We start from the raw sequence: 16,554 nt of genomic DNA on the forward strand, positions 1-16,554 counted from the left end.
AAAATTTATCAGTATTTTCTATTACAAATATAGAAAAATATATTAAGATAACAAGTAGAAGTTATATTTTTGTAATTTTATAAAATATTTCTAATATGAAAAGAGTAATATTGGGGCTCGACATTGGGGTTTCATCAGTAGGAGTTGCAGTCATCCAAGAAGAAAATAATAAAAAAGAAATAAAAGAACTTGCAGTAAGAGTTGTCCCTGAAGATCCAAATTTTCAGGGTAAGTTTTACTCTGGTAATACAGCAAGCAAGAATTTACCCAGAACTACCTCCAGAGGAATTAGAAGAGGCTATCAGAGGACAAAATTGAGAAAAAGTAAACTGTATACTTTTTTAAAGGAATTAAATATGTTTCCTGATGAAGATTTAATAAAATTAGATGAATTAAGTCTTTATAAATTACGAAATGATTCCTTAGAAAGAAAATTGTCATTAAAAGAAATAGGAAGGGTGTTAATGCACTTAAACCAAAGGAGAGGTTTTTTAAGCAACAGGAAATCTAAGACCGCTGAAGAAAGTTCTTCAGAATACAAGTTGGCAATTGCGCAGTTGGAAAGTAATCTAGAAAATAAAACTATTGGACAACAGTTATATAATGAGCTATCGAGAGCCGATAGTATGCAAAATACAACTTTGCGTAAAAGAACCTATTTAAGATCGTCATATATTGAGGAATTTGACAGAATATGGAATTTTCAAAATCATTTTTATCCCGAGATCTTAATAGGAAATTCCGGATCAAAAAATAAAAATATTTTATATCAAAAAATAAAAAATGAAATTCTTTTTTATCAAAGGCCATTGAAGAGTCAAAAAGGTCTTGTTTCTGATTGTGCTTTTGAAAAATTTCATAAAGCTATAAGTAAATCGTCTCCTTTCTTTGAATTATTCCGTATTTGGCAAAAAGTAAATGACCTTGAAGTTACTTTTGAAAACGGAGATAAATATAAACCGACATTAGAACAGAAAAAAACTCTTGTAAATAATTTATTTAAAGGGATCAAATTAAATACAAAGTTTAAATTATCTGCTAATGAAATAAAAAAAATACTTTCATTTCATGGTCAGAATGTTTATCTCAATTTTCCAGAACTTGATGGGAGCAGAACATATTCAGTTATTAAAAAGGGTTTGAATAGTGCTGGTTTAAATGATCATGAATGTGAAAAATATCTGCATTTTAATCCATATAAAAATGATGAAAAAGGAGGTTTGTTTGAGCTATGGCATATTACTTATTCATTACCCACGGATGATGAAATTATAAATACGCTTCAAAAACGATTTAATTTGACTCAAGAACAGTCAAAAGTTATTACAGATGAAGTTTCCTATAATGCCGACTATGGAAGTTTGTCAACAAGAGCTATTAAGAAAATCCTTCCTTTGTTGGAACAAGGTTTTGGTTATAGTGAGGCTTGTGATAAAGTTGGTTATGATCACAGCGGATATAAAACCAAAATTGAAATTACAAACAAACTTCAGCCGATTCTTAAAAACAGCTTGAGAAATCCAGTTGTCGAACAGGTACTGAATCAGGTTGTAAATATTGTGAATCAGATCATTGATAAGTATGGTAAAATTGATGAAATAAGGGTTGAGCTAGCTAGGGAACTCAGAAATAGTGCTAAACAGAGAAAAAGAATAAGTATTTCCAATTTCAAGAATAAAAAAGAAAATGATAAAATCAGAGAGGTACTAAGTGATGAATATCAGTACAAGATTGTTAATGGCAGGGATATTCAGCGGTACAGACTTTGGCAGGAAGCTGATCGACAGTGTCTTTACTGTAGCCGGGAAATTACAATGTCTGATTTTATTTCTGGTCAGGCAGATATTGAACATATACTTCCAAAATCGAGATCATTTACGAACAATATGAATAATTTTATTCTTGCTCATAAAAAATGTAATTCAACAAAAAACCAATTGACTGCCTACGACTTTATGAGTGGGAAAAACGAAGAAGTATTTGAACAATATTTAGAAAAAGTAAATGAACTTTATAATGACGGAAAAGGAAAGATAAATAAAGCAAAATTTGATAATCTAATTTGTAAAGGAGATGATATTCCATCTGATTTTGTAGAAAGGATGAAAAAAGATTCTCAATACATTTCCAGAGAAACGGTAAAACTTCTTAAAAATATTTGTGAAAATGTATTTACTACAACCGGACAGGTTACAGATTTTCTTAGAGATAAATGGAAGCTGAAGGAAGTAATGCAGGAAGTAAATTATGATAAATATAAACTTTTAGATCTGGTAGATACTAGGATTATAAAAGATGGAATTAATAAAACAAAAGAAATAAAAATAATCAGGGATTGGTCAAAAAGAGATGATCATCGACATCATGCTGTAGATGCACTAATTTGTGCTTTGACAGATCAGAAGATAATCTTCAGACTCAATAATCTTAATAAACTTTATCAGTACGAAAAAAGTGGAATGTCAAAAGAAGAACTTGAGTCAAATGCGAAATTCTTAAATGTAGAAAATTTTGATTTAAAGGCTTTTGCTGATCAGATTGATGATTGGTCAATAACTCCTATAGAGAATTTAAGAGAACAAACCCGTAAACACTTGGAACAAATTCTTGTATCTATTAAAAAGTCATCTAAAGTTCTAAGTAAAAATATAAATAAACCAAAGAATTCTTCAAAAGAGCAAATAACGTGGACACCAAGAGGAAGGCTTCATGAAGAAACTGTAATGGGAAGAATAAAAAGGGTTTCTGAAAAAAAAGAAAAATTAAATCAGAAATTTAATAATCTTGAGAATATAGTTGATCCATTGATTAAAGAATTAATTATCAAAAGAATTGATAAATATCGAAGCATTGATGAGGCCTTTTCCTCTAAAAATATTAAAAAAGATCCGATATTTTTTCAGAATAATGAACTTAAAGAGGTTTTAGTTTATGAAAATGTATGCGTTAAAAGAGTTTCGTTAAACGAAAACTTTACAGCAGCTCAAGTAGAAAAGATTGTTGATCAGAAAATTAAAGAAAAAATCATTAAGCCGAGAATTGAAGAAAGGGGAAGTATTAAAAAAGCTTTTTCAAATTTAGATGAAGATCCGGTATGGTTAAATAAGGAAAAAGGGATTCAAATTAAATCTGTAAAAGTTTATGAAGAGAGCAAAGTTGAAAACGTAAGAAATGGTTATGTAAAAACAGGGGGAAACCATCATGCCTTAATATATCTAGATAGTAAAGGGAAATATAATGAAAAAGTAGTTTCTTTCTGGGATGCAGTTGAAATCGGAAAGTTTAATGTTTCTCAGGTAGGAAAGCCATATCCGATTATTAATCGTAATGACGATGCTGATTTAGGTGATTTTAAATTTTCAATGCAGATTAATGACTTATTTGTTTTGGATTTAAAACATTCTTCAAACCCTACAGAAGAAAATGAATTAGATTTTTTTGATGCCAAAAATAGATCGATAATCAGTAAGAAGTTATTCAGGCTCCAAAAGATGAGTAAAAAATCTAATGGACAATTTCAGATTGATTTTAGGCATCATTTAGAAACTACAATTGATCGCAATAATCCTATTTTAAGAAATATAACCTGGGAAATAATAACTTCAAATACAAATCTAAATAGACTACAGAAAATCAAGATCAATCATTTGGGTTCCATCATTAAAGTAGGAGAATAAAATTATGATCACTCGCTCCATCTACATCGGCAATCCTGCTTATCTTAAACTTAAAGATGAGCAGATGTATATTTTGGAACCTTCCACAAAAGAAATGAAAGGTAAAGTTCCGGTGGAAGATTTGGGCTTGCTGATGTTGGATCATTTCCAGATTACGATTTCGCATCAATTGATTCAGAAAATGATGGGAAATAATGTGGTTGTGGTCAGTTGCGACAGTCATCATTTACCACACGGAATTATGCTGCCGCTTTACGGACACACTGAACATTCTGACCGGATCAAGGATCAGTTGGAAGCCAGCGAACCGCTCAAAAAGCAACTTTGGAAACAGACTGTCGAATGTAAAATTGAAAATCAAAAAGAGGTTTTAAAACGCTTAGAAAATTATTACGAGCCGATGATTGATTATCAGAATAGTGTTAAAAGTGGCGATATGACCAATATGGAAGGTATTGCGGCACAACATTACTGGAAATACCTCATCAGTTTGGATTTTCTAAGACAGCGTTTTGGAGATTCACCCAATCAGTTTTTTAATTTTGGGTACTCAGTCCTAAGAAGCATTGTCGCAAGATCAATTGTTGAGACCGGATTACTTCCCGTTCTTGGAATTTTCCATAAGAATAAATATAACCCTTACTGTCTTGCGGATGACCTGATGGAACCTTATCGTCCTTTCGTTGATTTATTAGTAATGCAATGGCTTGAAATCAATTCGGAAACTGAAGAATTAACTAAAGAATTTAAAGCTTTCATTTTACAGATTGCGACCAAAGATGTAAAAATAGACGATAAAACCAGGCCATTACTGGTTGCCGTAAAAACAACAGCCATGTCACTGTATAAATGCTATACGGGAGAAAAACGTCTGATCTCTTATCCTGAACTGATATGAATGCCGAAAGGTTTAATGCATACCGAATTATGTGGGTTTTAGTATTATACGATTTACCGACAGAGACTAAAGCCAATATGAAAGACGCCAACCGCTTTCGTAAATCTTTGCTTGATGATGGCTTTACCTTATTTCAGTTTTCAATGTATGTGAGACACTGTCCAAGCCGTGAAAATGCTGAAGTTCATATTAAAAGAGTGAAGTTTATGCTTCCAAAAGCCGGAAAAGTGGCCATTATGTGTATTACGGATAAACAGTTCGGAGATATTGAAATATTCTTTGCCAGAAATAAAGAAGAGCCACCACCAACCTTTCAACAGCTTGAATTATTCTAAATTTTAAATTCTAATTAATTAATAAACCCGTTGAATTTCAACGGGTTAAATTTTGAGGCTGTGACTAATCACTAAGATAATAATTTTGAAAGCAATTCACAACTTTAAAAGAAAATGCCCTATCCATGGGACCGCTGTGACTAATCACTAAGATAATAATTTTGAAAGCAATTCACAACAAGGTATTAAACGATAAGAATACATCAGAAGCTGTGACTAATCACTAAGATAATAATTTTGAAAGCAATTCACAACTAAGATCTGCTCTTTCAAGATTTGCTCTTTGCTGTGACTAATCACTAAGATAATAATTTTGAAAGCAATTCACAACAGTGTAATAGCTGTTCTTTCTGAGCTATTAGCTGTGACTAATCACTAAGATAATAATTTTGAAAGCAATTCACAACGCTGCCTGGGCACCTCCCTGCATGAGGGTAGCTGTGACTAATCACTAAGATAATAATTTTGAAAGCAATTCACAACGGAGGCTGGATGCATTACAAGCATAGGAATGCTGTGACTAATCACTAAGATAATAATTTTGAAAGCAATTCACAACCAATTGCTTTCTGTTGTCTATTAGTTGCTTGCTGTGACTAATCACTAAGATAATAATTTTGAAAGCAATTCACAACGGGTCGCAATCAAAGTAACTACCCCAAAATGCTGTGACTAATCACTAAGATAATAATTTTGAAAGCAATTCACAACCTATTGCATTTCTTTGTAGTTCATCTATTAGCTGTGACTAATCACTAAGATAATAATTTTGAAAGCAATTCACAACTATAGAGGCTACAGGAGGTATGAACGGGATGCTGTGACTAATCACTAAGATAATAATTTTGAAAGCAATTCACAACGGCTTAAGCAGGTGCCTGTTCTTTCACAGGGTTGTGACTAATCACTAAGATAATAATTTGAAAGCAATTCACAACAGCAAAGGTTGTCCCCTGGAAAGCAGCAGGGCTGTGACTAATCACGAAGATAGTAAATTTTGAGAGATTCGTTAATATCTATTTTTATAAAATTGATAAGCAAAATCCTGATACACGATTTCGTCTGCACTTTCTTTTATATGATAAGGGGAGATGGTGGGGAAATAACCTTTGTTCAGATGATTCCGCCATAAATTGTCAAATCTAACCATGATTGATAACTGATCTAATATACTATTTTTTTTAATTCATAACTACGGGAATCCATAGTATAAATCAGTTCGATAATTTTAGTTTTACAAAAAATAAAAGAATTTATAATGAATATCTGTTACTAAAATAAGGATAAAGAGTATTGAAAATAATGACATGGTTTACTCTTGTACCTATGATTTTTATACTTATTAATTCAAATTTTATAAGACTCAAAATGAAAAAAAAGAAGTTACAGGCCATAAGAAAACAAAAAGGAATTACCCAACAACAGATTGCTGATATCCTTCCTACTGAAGTCTCAAACTACAGCAGGAAAGAGAATGGTATTACAAAAATTATCCAGAAGGAATGGATAAAGATCGCTAATTTTTTAAATGTTCCTGTTGAAGAAATTTATGAAGATGATCATAAAGAGATAAATGATTCTGGCATTGATGATGAAAATATTTATACGTACCTATCTCATTTAGAAAAAGAAAATGTAAAATTGAGAAATAAACTCGAAATGCTAAAAATAATTATAAGTGGTTAGAGAGAAAATTCCGGTATTTATCAGACAATGCAGATAAGCACAAAAATGATTGATTTATAATAGTAATTCCAACTAAATCAAAAAGCTAAATGTTATAATTAGGGATTATAAAAGGGTAAGATTTTTAATAGATCATAATAAAAATGAAAAATTTCCATTTCTTGATGTATGTTAAGGAAACAGAAATAAAGTTTTTTTACTTTTGGAATCTTAAAATACAAACTTTTTTAAAACAGTTCAATATGAAAAAAATTAGCGTAATTGCATTAGTAGGAGTAGGATTGCTTGTGGCATCATGTAATAAAGGAAAATCTGCAGATACTGCGGCTACAGCTCAGGAGCAGACGGTTGCAGAAAGCAAAGGAGAAGTATTGACAGTAGATGCTGCAACTTCTGTAGTAAACTGGAAAGCTTATCACAAAGGAGGTATGGCACCTCGTTGGGGAACACTTAGTGTAAAATCAGGAGATATCAGCGTTGATGGAGGTCAGGTTTCTGCAGGGAACTTTGTGATTGACATGAACTCTATTAAAGTAGATCCGGCTTCAGTAACAGAGAAGGATAAAAAACCGGCAGATCTGGAAACTCACTTGAAAACCCCTGATTTCTTTGATGCTGCGAAAAACCCAACTTCAGAATTCAAAATTACAAGTGTTGCAGATTTAAAAGAAGCCCCAAAAGATGCTGTAGCAGGAGCTAACAAAACGGTAAGTGGAAACCTTACTTTATCAGGAAAAACAATGAATGTAACTTTCCCGGCTAAAGTAGATGTAGTAGATAATACAGCTTCTATTCAGGCTAAATTTACTGTAAACAGAGCAGATTGGGGACTTAAATTCGGTACTTCAGAGGCAGATCCTGCAGAATGGATGATCAGCAAAGACATCGAGATCGGCATTGATGTAAAAGCTAAAAAATAATAAATTGACCAATAATAGAATACAGAGCTGCTTACTAAAAGCAGCTTTTTTGTATGCATATCTTTAACTTTTTTTAGCAGTCTATAACATACAGGCGGCATTATTTTTTCTCTTTATCAGGATAACCTTAAAATCGTAAAATCATGTCGAAAAAAATTGCAATTCTTGCCACCAATGGCTTTGAGGAAAGTGAGCTTAAATCACCGAAAGAATATTTAGAGCAACAGGGATGGACTGCCGATATTGTAAGTCCAAAGCCCGGTACCATTAAAGCATGGGCAGAAAAAGACTGGGGAAAAGAATATGAGGTAGATAAAACATTGGATGAGGCTGCAGCTTCTGACTATGACGCTTTGGTTTTGCCTGGCGGAGTGATTAATCCTGATCAGCTAAGAACAAATGGGCAGGCACTATCATTTGTAAGAGATTTTTTTATACAAAATAAGCCTGTTGCAGCTATCTGTCATGGGCCGCAGATCTTAATCAATGCAAAAGTTGTGAATGGAAGGAATATGACGTCTGTGAATTCAATCAGTAAAGATCTGATCAACGCGGGAGCACATTGGGAAGACCGTGAAGTTGTTGTAGATCATGGATTGGTAACGAGCAGAACACCAAAAGATTTACCAGCCTTTAATGCTAAAATGGTAGAAGAGATTAAAGAAGGACAACATGCCGGACAGGGTTTGTAACCATACTGAAGCACGGTATAAAAGACCCGGTACTTTCAAAGCCCGGGCCTTTTTGTGTTGAAAAGAATGGTATTTATCAGGAGCAATCTTTTTATATTTGCTAAAAATTAATATTGAAAATAATTATCTGCCTGCTGATTGTAAATGTAGTCACGTTCTGTGTTTTTGGGTTTGATAAACTGAAGGCAAAGAAAAGCCAACGGAGGATTTCAGAAAATACCCTTTTAGGACTCTCACTTGTAGGCGGAATAATAGGAGCGGCCTCCGGAATAATCATATTTAACCATAAAACCTCTAAAAAATCATTCCTGATGAAATTTATCCTGGTGGTTCTTGTTGATCTTGTATTGCTTTACAGGTTTGTAAGACACTGATAGGATTTCTTATTGCAAAAGTTGATCGTTCAGTTTTTGATAACAGACCGTTCCCAGGTTATCATTTGTTATAAAGTTGCCCATGATATTCGGAGTCATTTCAGATAAGCATTTATTGTGAGTTATCGTTGTTTTTAATCCGGTATCTGCTTTAATATCATATGCTTTAAAATTCTTGAAAGAATTTCCTCTTACTTCATCATAAAGAGATCCTCTTCCCATAATATTAATGCCTATAGAAGTGGTGTCGTTTTCAGGATGATCATAGAGTAAGAGGTCATTATCCACAATTTTGTTTCCACGTGTCAGTGCTGAACCCTGCGCATTATTATCCAGATATATTCCGTATCCCGGTTGGGAAAGAGCGATGTAATTGCTGTTGATATTCCAGTTATTGCAGTTTTCTGCTATGGTAATTCCACGATGTCTGCAAAAATCAATGATATTGTTTTTAAAATTAATCTGTGAGGCATTTTCGGCATAGATTCCTTCGTAGACATTGCAGATGATCGTATTGGTAATTCTCAATCCTTTTTTTGGGGAAGTGCCTTCAAACCAAATGCCTTTGCTGCCCGGGATATCATAATGGCCGTTAATCGTAATTGACGTGTTGTTAGAGATTTCATTATGGGCAGATAGCCCTTTAACATGGATTCCCACCTTACAGTTTTCGGCTTTTACGGTTTGAATTTGTGAGGAAGACATATCATTGACTTCTAACGCGGTTTGGTATCCTCTGATCGTTAGGTCTCTTAAAAGAATGTCATGGATATGATTTTCCAATGTGCCATTCACTTTAATTCCGGTGATGGTATTGGGAGATGTGGTGTACCATATGATATTATAAATTCCAAATCCCTCAAGAACCACTCCGGAGGTATTGAGAATAATGCCGTCATTGTTGTTGGTGATCAGAAATGGAGGGAAGCTGATATTACTTTTCACAGAAGAACCTTTAATTTTAATAGCTTTATTGATCTGTAGAGGACTTCGGAGCATATATCTTCTATTGTCTAAACGTAAAACCTGTCCTGTTTCCATTTCATCGATGAGCTGCTGGATTTCACGGGAGTCATCTGTATTGCCATCGCCGTATACTTCCGCAATTCTTATAGAAATATCATGGGTAACAATTCTTTTATAATACACGGTAGACTCATCATTATTGATTTTGGTACGGTACAGATAACGGCCATTGGCAGGAACCGGTTTAGTCTGTTTTCTGAAATTAACAAGTTCCCCGCTGTATTGATCAATCAGTGTTACAATTTCTTTATCTAAATCAGGATCCTGAGAATCAATGAATTCATTAATGGTCAGTATGCTTAAATTATTTGTCATTTTTTTGTTTTTTTTAAAGAGATGAGTATTTGGGTGCTGTTTTATGGAAACAAAGGTAAAATTGACCAGCGTCAGAACTTGACGCAACATATTTTTTTTGTGATTATAAATGGGAATTATCTAAATTTCTCATTATGAAATTGTTAAATATTGCATAAACTTTTTAATTAATTCATTTTAAATCACTATTTTTGCACCCGTAAAAATCCTATATGCAAAACATTAGAAATATTGCGATTATCGCACACGTTGACCACGGGAAGACGACTTTGGTTGACAAAATCATTCACGCTACCAATATTTTCAGAGAAAATCAGGAGAGTGGAGAATTAATTATGGATAACAATGATCTTGAAAGAGAAAGAGGGATCACGATCTTATCCAAGAATATTTCTGTTACTTATAAAGACACAAAAATTAACGTAATTGATACTCCTGGTCACGCTGATTTCGGTGGAGAAGTAGAGAGAGTATTAAAAATGGCTGATGGAGTTATTTTGTTGGTGGATGCGTTCGAAGGACCGATGCCACAAACAAGATTCGTACTTCAGAAAGCATTGGAACTAGGTTTAAGACCATTAGTTGTTATCAATAAAGTAGATAAGCCAAACTGTCGTCCGGACGAGGTTCACGATCAGGTATTCGACTTATTCTTCAACCTTGAAGCCACTGAAGAACAATTGGATTTCCCAACATTCTACGGTTCTTCTAAGCAAGGTTGGTTCAACACTTCACTAGAGCAGACTGAAGATATTTTACCATTATTAGACGGGATTTTACAATATGTTCCTGAACCGAAAGTAGCTGAAGGAACTCTTCAGATGCAGATTACTTCTCTTGATTTCTCTTCTTTCTTAGGAAGAATTGCGATCGGTAAAGTAACAAGAGGTGAGCTTAAAGAATCTCAGTGGATTGGGCTTGCTCAGGCAGACGGTAAAATTGTAAAAGGAAAAGTAAAAGAACTTTACGTTTTCGAAGGATTAGGAAAGAAAAAAGTAACTGAAGTACAGGCAGGAGATATCTGTGCTGTAGTAGGATTTGATGCTTTCCAGATCGGTGATTCATTTGTAGATCTTGAAAATCCTGAGCCATTGGAAAGAACGGCTATCGATGAGCCTACTTTGAACATGACGTTCTCTATCAACAATTCACCTTTCTTCGGAAAAGATGGTAAATATGTTACTTCTAATCACCTGAAAGAAAGATTAACGAAGGAATTAGAGAAAAACTTAGCATTAAGAGTTCAGCAGACTGATGATGCCAATACATTCCTTGTATTCGGTAGAGGTATTCTTCACTTGTCAGTTTTGATCGAAACAATGAGAAGAGAAGGCTACGAAATGACAATTGGTCAGCCACAGGTGATCCTTAGAGAAATTGATGGTGAAAAATGTGAGCCTTATGAATCTTTGGTTGTTGATGTTCCTGAAGAATATGCTTCAAGAGTTATCGACCTGGCAACTCAGAGAAAGGGAGATCTTCACATCATGGAAACTAAAGGGGAAATGCAGCACATGGAATTCGAAATTCCTTCAAGAGGTTTGATCGGATTGCGTTCTCAGATGTTGACAGCTACTGCTGGTGAAGCTATTATGGCACACCGTTTCACAGAATATAAGCCTTTCAAAGGAGCTATTCCTGGAAGAAATAATGGAGTATTGATCAGCAAAACTCAAGGTCCTGCTACAGAATATTCAATTGCAAAATTACAGGACAGAGGTAAGTTCTTTGTGGATCCGGGTGAGGAAATCTATGCAGGTATGATCATTGGAGAACAAAACAAACCTGGAGATCTTGTGGTAAACATTGTTGAAGCAAAACAGCTGAACAACATGAGAGCATCAGGAAAAGATAAAGATACAGGAGTTGCTCCAAAAATCTTATTCTCTCTTGAAGAATGTATGGAATATATCCAGGGTGATGAAGCAATCGAGGTAACTCCAAACTTCATCCGTATGAGAAAGAAAATCCTTTCTGAAGAAGAAAGAAAAAGAATGGAAAGATCAGCGAAAGCGTAATCAAATATTCTTATATAAAGTTAAAGCCCCGATTTATCGGGGCTTTTTGCTTTTGTAGCGGTATATTTAAAGATAATGCGTTTTTATTTATCCCTAATTGTTGTGTTTGTTTTTCAGCTATTCCAAGGTGCTTTTTAATGTTTTTTTTTATTTTAATGTTTTTAATGAAATAAATAAGCAATTGATTTTTAGTATGGAAATAATTGTATGTTTGCTCATGCAGCAATGAAACTACCAAACGCTGCCATAGATAATAAAAACATAGTATAATTATAAAATAATACAATAAATGGACGTTGCAAAAGCTGCCTATAAAAATGATATAAAAACTGTTATTATTGCATCATCTGTAGGAACATTAATTGAGTGGTATGATATGCTGCTTGCTGTAATTCTTGCAAAAGTTCTCTCCGTAAATTTATTCCCATCGGAAGGTTCTCACTTTCTGGAGACCCTTGCCATCGTAGGATCATCATTTATGTTCCGCCCGATAGGATCCCTTATTTTTGGAAATATCGGAGATAAAATAGGGCGAAAATATTCCTTCCTTATTTCATTGGTTTTAATGGGAGCTTCCACATTCTTAATTGGATGTATTCCTAACTTTTCAAGCATTGGCTGGGCTGCTCCGGTTCTCTTACTGCTGTGTAGATTGTTTCAGGGATTAGCTATCAGCGGCGAATATGCCGGCGCTGTCATTTATGTAGCGGAACATGCCCCAATGGAAAAACGGGGATTTTATACCGGATTTATTCAGGCTACAGTTCCCATAGGGCTGTTGGTTTGCCTGGGTGTTGTTTTTATAACAGAAAGTACAATGTCTGAAGCTGATTTTAACCGTTACGGCTGGAGAATTCCATTTCTTTTAAGTGCTGTATTGGTGATTTTAAGCTACTTTATACGAAAAAGACTTCATGAAAGCCCTGTTTTTGAAGAGCTTAAAAAATCCGGGAAAACAAGCAAATCACCGGTTAAAGAAGCGTTTACAACGAAAGGGAATGTGAAAACAATGCTGAAAGCTATTTTCGGAGGCAATGCTGCACAAAGTTCAGTGATGCAGACCAATCAGTTTGTTGTATTTTTCTTTTTGCAGAATACGGTGAAGCTGGAAAATACTACCGTTTTACTGATTACCGGAATAGCCATGTTTTTAAGTGTATATTTTTATCAGTACTTTGGTGCATTGAGTGATAAAATTGGACGTAAAAAAGTGCTTATCGGAGGCCTGGTTTCCAGTCTTATTCTGATTCCGCTGTCTTTTTATCTTTTTATGAAGATAGGAAATCCTCAGGGTATTAATGAAGTACACTCAGTCAGCACCGAAGCCATATTGAAAATCGTAGGACTAAGCTTTCTGCTTTCAGTGGCTGCAGCAGCTACTTATGGCCCTTTGGGAGCTTTTATGCTGGAAATTTTTCCTACAAAAATACGATATACAAGTATGGGGTTTGCCCAGAATATGGGAAACGGTTTTATTGGAGGTGCTACAGCATTCGTAACAGAATTTATCAAGACCAGTTTTGTAGTAAGCGCATTTCTTTCGCCATTTATAGGATTAGTTTACCCGTTATTTCTTGTGATTTTAGCCATAATAGTTAATATAGTATTCATTCCGGAAACCTATAAGACTGATCTTACGAAAGTGGAAGAATAAAGTGATACAGGTATTGCTGACGGTGATTTAAATTCTTTTGTGGATGAACTTTTTATTAAAGTTACAGATTTATTGAACATTAAGTCTAATAAAGTTGTGAAAATAAGCTTATTAAAGCCCACGTAAGTTAAAAAAAATCAAAGTTTTTTGCTTTAGTGTACTTTTTATTTTCAATCCGTTTAAACTTAAAATAAACTAAAATGTTTATAACGTTTCACTCAGCTTTTGTGACTCAATTTTTAATGTGTTTAAACAGGTTTGATAACTAAAACAATGCAGAAATTATTTGTAACATTAAAAAAGATATTTCAAATTCGGATAATCATCTTTATATCATTAGTTTTGCATTTTTAATATCTTAGAATCTTTCTTCAGATCAATATATGAGAATAAATAAATTAAAGCTTATCGTTTTATTAGGAATTTTTGCGTCTTACAGCACCTCATGCTCCGTTCAGAACAATGTTGTAAAGACACCTCCCACTAAAAACAGCACAACAAAACCCAACACCAATACAACCCAGCCAAAAGAACCTGTAGTGGTAACCAAGCCCAAAACAGGAGTTCCAGCAGAAGAAACGTTCAGAACCACTCTTCCGGAAATTAAAAGAGAATTCCGGGGAGCATGGATTGCCAGTGTTGCGAATATCAACTGGCCTTCAAAAAATAACCTGACCGTAGATCAGCAGAAAGCAGAAGCCATCAGTATGCTTGATATGCTGAAAGATAATAATTTTAATGCCGCGATCTTCCAGATCAGACCTTCTGCAGATGCTCTTTATACCAGTAATATTGAACCCTGGTCGTATTTTTTAACCGGTGAAACAGGAGCAGCTCCTTATCCAAACTACGATCCGCTTCAGTTTTGGATTGAAGAAGCTCATAAAAGGGGATTGGAACTTCATGTCTGGTTAAACCCTTACCGTGCCCATCATTCCAACGGAGGATCGGTAAACAGCTTGTCCATGGCCAATAAACTTTCCGATATTGTAGTAAGATTAAAGAATGGAATGTATTGGTTTGATCCGGCTAATCCTAAAACACAGGGCCACGTTTCCAATGTTGTAAAGGATATTGTGAAAAGATATGATATTGATGCAGTGCACTTTGATGATTATTTTTATCCTTACGCTACCTACAACAGAGGGGCAGACTTTCCCGATAATGCAAGCTGGAATGCTTATATAAGCAGCGGAGGAACATTGTCAAGAGCAGACTGGAGAAGAGATAACGTGAATAAATTTGTAGAACGTATCTATAAAGAAATCCATGCTGAAAAGAGCTATGTAAGATTTGGAATCAGCCCGTTTGGAATCTGGAAACCGGGATATCCGGCAGGAATCGTGGGGTCTTCACAATATGATGAACTGTATGCAGACGCCAAATTATGGTTGAATAAAGGATGGGTAGATTATTTCTCACCACAGCTGTACTGGCCGATAGATTCAAAAGGCCAGGGTTTTGAAGCGCTGTTAAGCTGGTGGCAGGCAGAAAATACCATGAACCGCCATGTATGGCCGGGATTAAATACTGTGGAGATCAAAGTTTCTGACCGCCCTGCGGAGATTAAAAGTCAGATTGAAATTTCCAGAAACATCCTGAAAAAAGATGCCGGAGAAATCCACTGGAGTATTGCCGGGCTCACAAAAAATCCAAATATGCTTCCGGTCCTTAAAAACGGACCTTACAGTGAAAAAGCTTTAGTCCCTAAAACACCATGGATAAAAGCTGCCCCACTACAGGCTCCTACACTGTTCATTACAGATAACGGAAGTTCTGCACGGGTAAACTGGAGCACAAAAAATATCGGTGAGGTTTTTCAATGGGTACTTTTTACACAGTATAACGGACTGTGGGAAACGGAAATTGTAACACTGGATACCCTTTCCAAAGATATCCCAAAGTTTAAGGATGGAAAAAAATTAAATGCTCTAGCCATCAAAGCTATTGACAGACTTGGAAATGAAAGTGATTATATTGCAAAAAAAATCAAGTAAATTTTTTGATACAAAAGAGCTATGAGAAGCTGAGAAATATAAAGGATCGTTATATCAATTGATGCCGGTCTATCTTTCGGAGATTTTTGATTTTACTCTACTGTAACAATAAAAATGTATAAAATCTCAGCGTTTTTGTGCTCACTCACAATATTAAACCCGGTTCTGAAATAAACCGGGTTTTATTTTAGAATAACTATAAATTATTAATTTAAAATAATGAAAATCAGTTAAATATAAATATATTTTGATTTTATATATAAAAACTTAAGATATTGTCGGAACCATTTTTGCATTATAAATCCCATAATCACCAAAATATAGCATTATGAATACGAACAGACTTTCCGCAAACATGGAAAAAGCACTTAGTGACCAAATGAATAAAGAAATTCATGCATCACACGTTTTTTTATCTTATGGAATTTGGGCTGATGACAAAGGATATCAGGGGATTGCCAACTTTCTGTACAGACATGCTCAGGAAGAACGGAATCATTCAATAAAATTCATGGAATATATTCTAAACAGAGGAGGTAAGCCAAAAGTAGATGCCATTCCTGCTCCTCCGGCGGATCCTGAAACACTCACAGCGTGCTTTGACGGAGTCTTTAAACATGAAGTGGATAATACAACGGCTATCTACAGGATTGTGGACCTTTCCATGGAAGAAAAGGACTGGGCGACATGGAATTTTATGCAGTGGTTTGTACAGGAACAGATTGAAGAAGAAACACTGGCTCAGAACTTAATTGATAAATTGAAAATTGCAGGGGGTGACAGGGCAACCGACGAATCTTTATTTACTTTAGATAAAACGTTACAGGAAACCCCAAATGATGTGCCATTGGCGCAGAATGCCACGGGAGATAATCCCTGAACCCTGTTTATTAAAATAAAATTACCTGAAAATCTGTCAGAATGCTGTCAGATTTTTTTATTATGAATCTCCCTTTAAAATC

At 34.7% G+C, this 16,554-nt stretch carries 12 protein-coding genes and 1 CRISPR repeat array; of the genes, 11 read left to right on the forward strand and 1 reads right to left on the reverse strand.

Annotated features, from left to right (window positions below; translation table 11 throughout):
- Positions 1-95 precede the first annotated feature (95 nt).
- The 7 genes from cas9 (at position 96) to MP478_RS03035 (ending at position 8,582) form a co-directional block, all read left to right on the forward strand.
- On the forward strand, positions 96-3,677 hold the full coding sequence (cas9, locus tag MP478_RS03005) for a type II CRISPR RNA-guided endonuclease Cas9 (RefSeq protein WP_257199540.1): 3,582 nt from the start codon (positions 96-98) through the stop codon (positions 3,675-3,677).
- Positions 3,678-3,681: 4 nt separating this feature from the next.
- Entirely contained in the window at positions 3,682-4,575 is an 894-nt protein-coding gene (cas1, locus tag MP478_RS03010) for a type II CRISPR-associated endonuclease Cas1 (protein WP_257199541.1), read from the forward strand.
- Positions 4,572-4,910 (forward strand): CRISPR-associated endonuclease Cas2, encoded by a 339-nt coding sequence (gene cas2, locus MP478_RS03015; RefSeq protein ID WP_034678328.1) that lies wholly within the window; start codon positions 4,572-4,574, stop codon positions 4,908-4,910. Before cas1 ends, cas2 begins: the two co-directional genes overlap by 4 nt.
- Positions 4,911-4,967: 57 nt before the next feature.
- Positions 4,968-5,908: direct repeats of the CRISPR family, unit length 46 nt; unit sequence GCTGTGACTAATCACTAAGATAATAATTTTGAAAGCAATTCACAAC.
- A 370-nt stretch (positions 5,909-6,278) separates the two neighbouring features.
- Positions 6,279-6,596, forward strand: a complete 318-nt coding sequence (locus MP478_RS03020; RefSeq protein ID WP_257199542.1) for a helix-turn-helix domain-containing protein — start codon at positions 6,279-6,281, stop codon at positions 6,594-6,596.
- Between the two features lie 242 nt (positions 6,597-6,838).
- Positions 6,839-7,516, forward strand: a complete 678-nt coding sequence (locus MP478_RS03025; protein ID WP_257189082.1) for a YceI family protein — start codon at positions 6,839-6,841, stop codon at positions 7,514-7,516.
- A 143-nt stretch (positions 7,517-7,659) separates the two neighbouring features.
- A complete protein-coding gene (locus MP478_RS03030; RefSeq protein ID WP_257189081.1) occupies positions 7,660-8,208 on the forward strand; it encodes a type 1 glutamine amidotransferase domain-containing protein in 549 nt (182 codons plus the stop codon).
- Between the two features lie 113 nt (positions 8,209-8,321).
- Positions 8,322-8,582: a DUF1294 domain-containing protein gene (locus tag MP478_RS03035; RefSeq protein WP_257189080.1), complete on the forward strand. Its 261-nt coding sequence runs from the start codon at positions 8,322-8,324 to the stop codon at positions 8,580-8,582.
- 9 nt (positions 8,583-8,591) lie between these two features.
- Here the strand turns inward: MP478_RS03035 and MP478_RS03040 are convergent, their stop codons facing one another.
- On the reverse strand, positions 8,592-9,923 hold the full coding sequence (locus tag MP478_RS03040; protein ID WP_257189079.1) for a NosD domain-containing protein: 1,332 nt from the start codon (positions 9,921-9,923) through the stop codon (positions 8,592-8,594).
- 212 nt (positions 9,924-10,135) lie between these two features.
- Here MP478_RS03040 and typA point away from each other — a divergent pair, with 212 nt between their 5' ends.
- The 4 genes from typA (at position 10,136) to MP478_RS03060 (ending at position 16,472) form a co-directional block, all read left to right on the forward strand.
- Complete coding sequence (gene typA / locus MP478_RS03045; RefSeq protein ID WP_230034963.1) at positions 10,136-11,941, forward strand: translational GTPase TypA; 1,806 nt, start codon at positions 10,136-10,138, stop codon at positions 11,939-11,941.
- Positions 11,942-12,230: 289 nt separating this feature from the next.
- Positions 12,231-13,595 carry an MFS transporter gene (locus MP478_RS03050; RefSeq protein ID WP_257199543.1) on the forward strand — a complete coding sequence of 455 codons (1,365 nt, stop codon included), beginning with the start codon at positions 12,231-12,233 and terminating at the stop codon, positions 13,593-13,595.
- A gap of 383 nt (positions 13,596-13,978) precedes the next feature.
- Entirely contained in the window at positions 13,979-15,592 is a 1,614-nt protein-coding gene (locus tag MP478_RS03055) for a glycoside hydrolase family 10 protein (protein WP_257199544.1), read from the forward strand.
- A 328-nt stretch (positions 15,593-15,920) separates the two neighbouring features.
- On the forward strand, positions 15,921-16,472 hold the full coding sequence (locus MP478_RS03060; RefSeq protein ID WP_230034969.1) for a ferritin: 552 nt from the start codon (positions 15,921-15,923) through the stop codon (positions 16,470-16,472).
- Positions 16,473-16,554 lie beyond the last annotated feature (82 nt).

The sequence above is a fragment of the Chryseobacterium sp. WG14 genome (genome assembly GCF_024586945.1).
Taxonomy (GTDB): Bacteria; Bacteroidota; Bacteroidia; order Flavobacteriales; family Weeksellaceae; genus Chryseobacterium.

What these genes read in the sequence shown, in the direction of transcription:
- cas9 (WP_257199540.1), top strand. Translation starts at nt 96, where the DNA reads ATGAAAAGAGTAATATTGGGGCTCGACATTGGGGTTTCATCAGTAGGA.
- cas1 (WP_257199541.1), top strand. Translation starts at nt 3,682, where the DNA reads ATGATCACTCGCTCCATCTACATCGGCAATCCTGCTTATCTTAAACTT.
- cas2 (WP_034678328.1), top strand. Translation starts at nt 4,572, where the DNA reads ATGAATGCCGAAAGGTTTAATGCATACCGAATTATGTGGGTTTTAGTA.
- MP478_RS03020 (WP_257199542.1), top strand. Translation starts at nt 6,279, where the DNA reads ATGAAAAAAAAGAAGTTACAGGCCATAAGAAAACAAAAAGGAATTACC.
- MP478_RS03025 (WP_257189082.1), top strand. Translation starts at nt 6,839, where the DNA reads ATGAAAAAAATTAGCGTAATTGCATTAGTAGGAGTAGGATTGCTTGTG.
- MP478_RS03030 (WP_257189081.1), top strand. Translation starts at nt 7,660, where the DNA reads ATGTCGAAAAAAATTGCAATTCTTGCCACCAATGGCTTTGAGGAAAGT.
- MP478_RS03040 (WP_257189079.1), bottom strand. Translation starts at nt 9,923, where the DNA reads ATGACAAATAATTTAAGCATACTGACCATTAATGAATTCATTGATTCT.
- typA (WP_230034963.1), top strand. Translation starts at nt 10,136, where the DNA reads ATGCAAAACATTAGAAATATTGCGATTATCGCACACGTTGACCACGGG.
- MP478_RS03050 (WP_257199543.1), top strand. Translation starts at nt 12,231, where the DNA reads ATGGACGTTGCAAAAGCTGCCTATAAAAATGATATAAAAACTGTTATT.
- MP478_RS03055 (WP_257199544.1), top strand. Translation starts at nt 13,979, where the DNA reads ATGAGAATAAATAAATTAAAGCTTATCGTTTTATTAGGAATTTTTGCG.
- MP478_RS03060 (WP_230034969.1), top strand. Translation starts at nt 15,921, where the DNA reads ATGAATACGAACAGACTTTCCGCAAACATGGAAAAAGCACTTAGTGAC.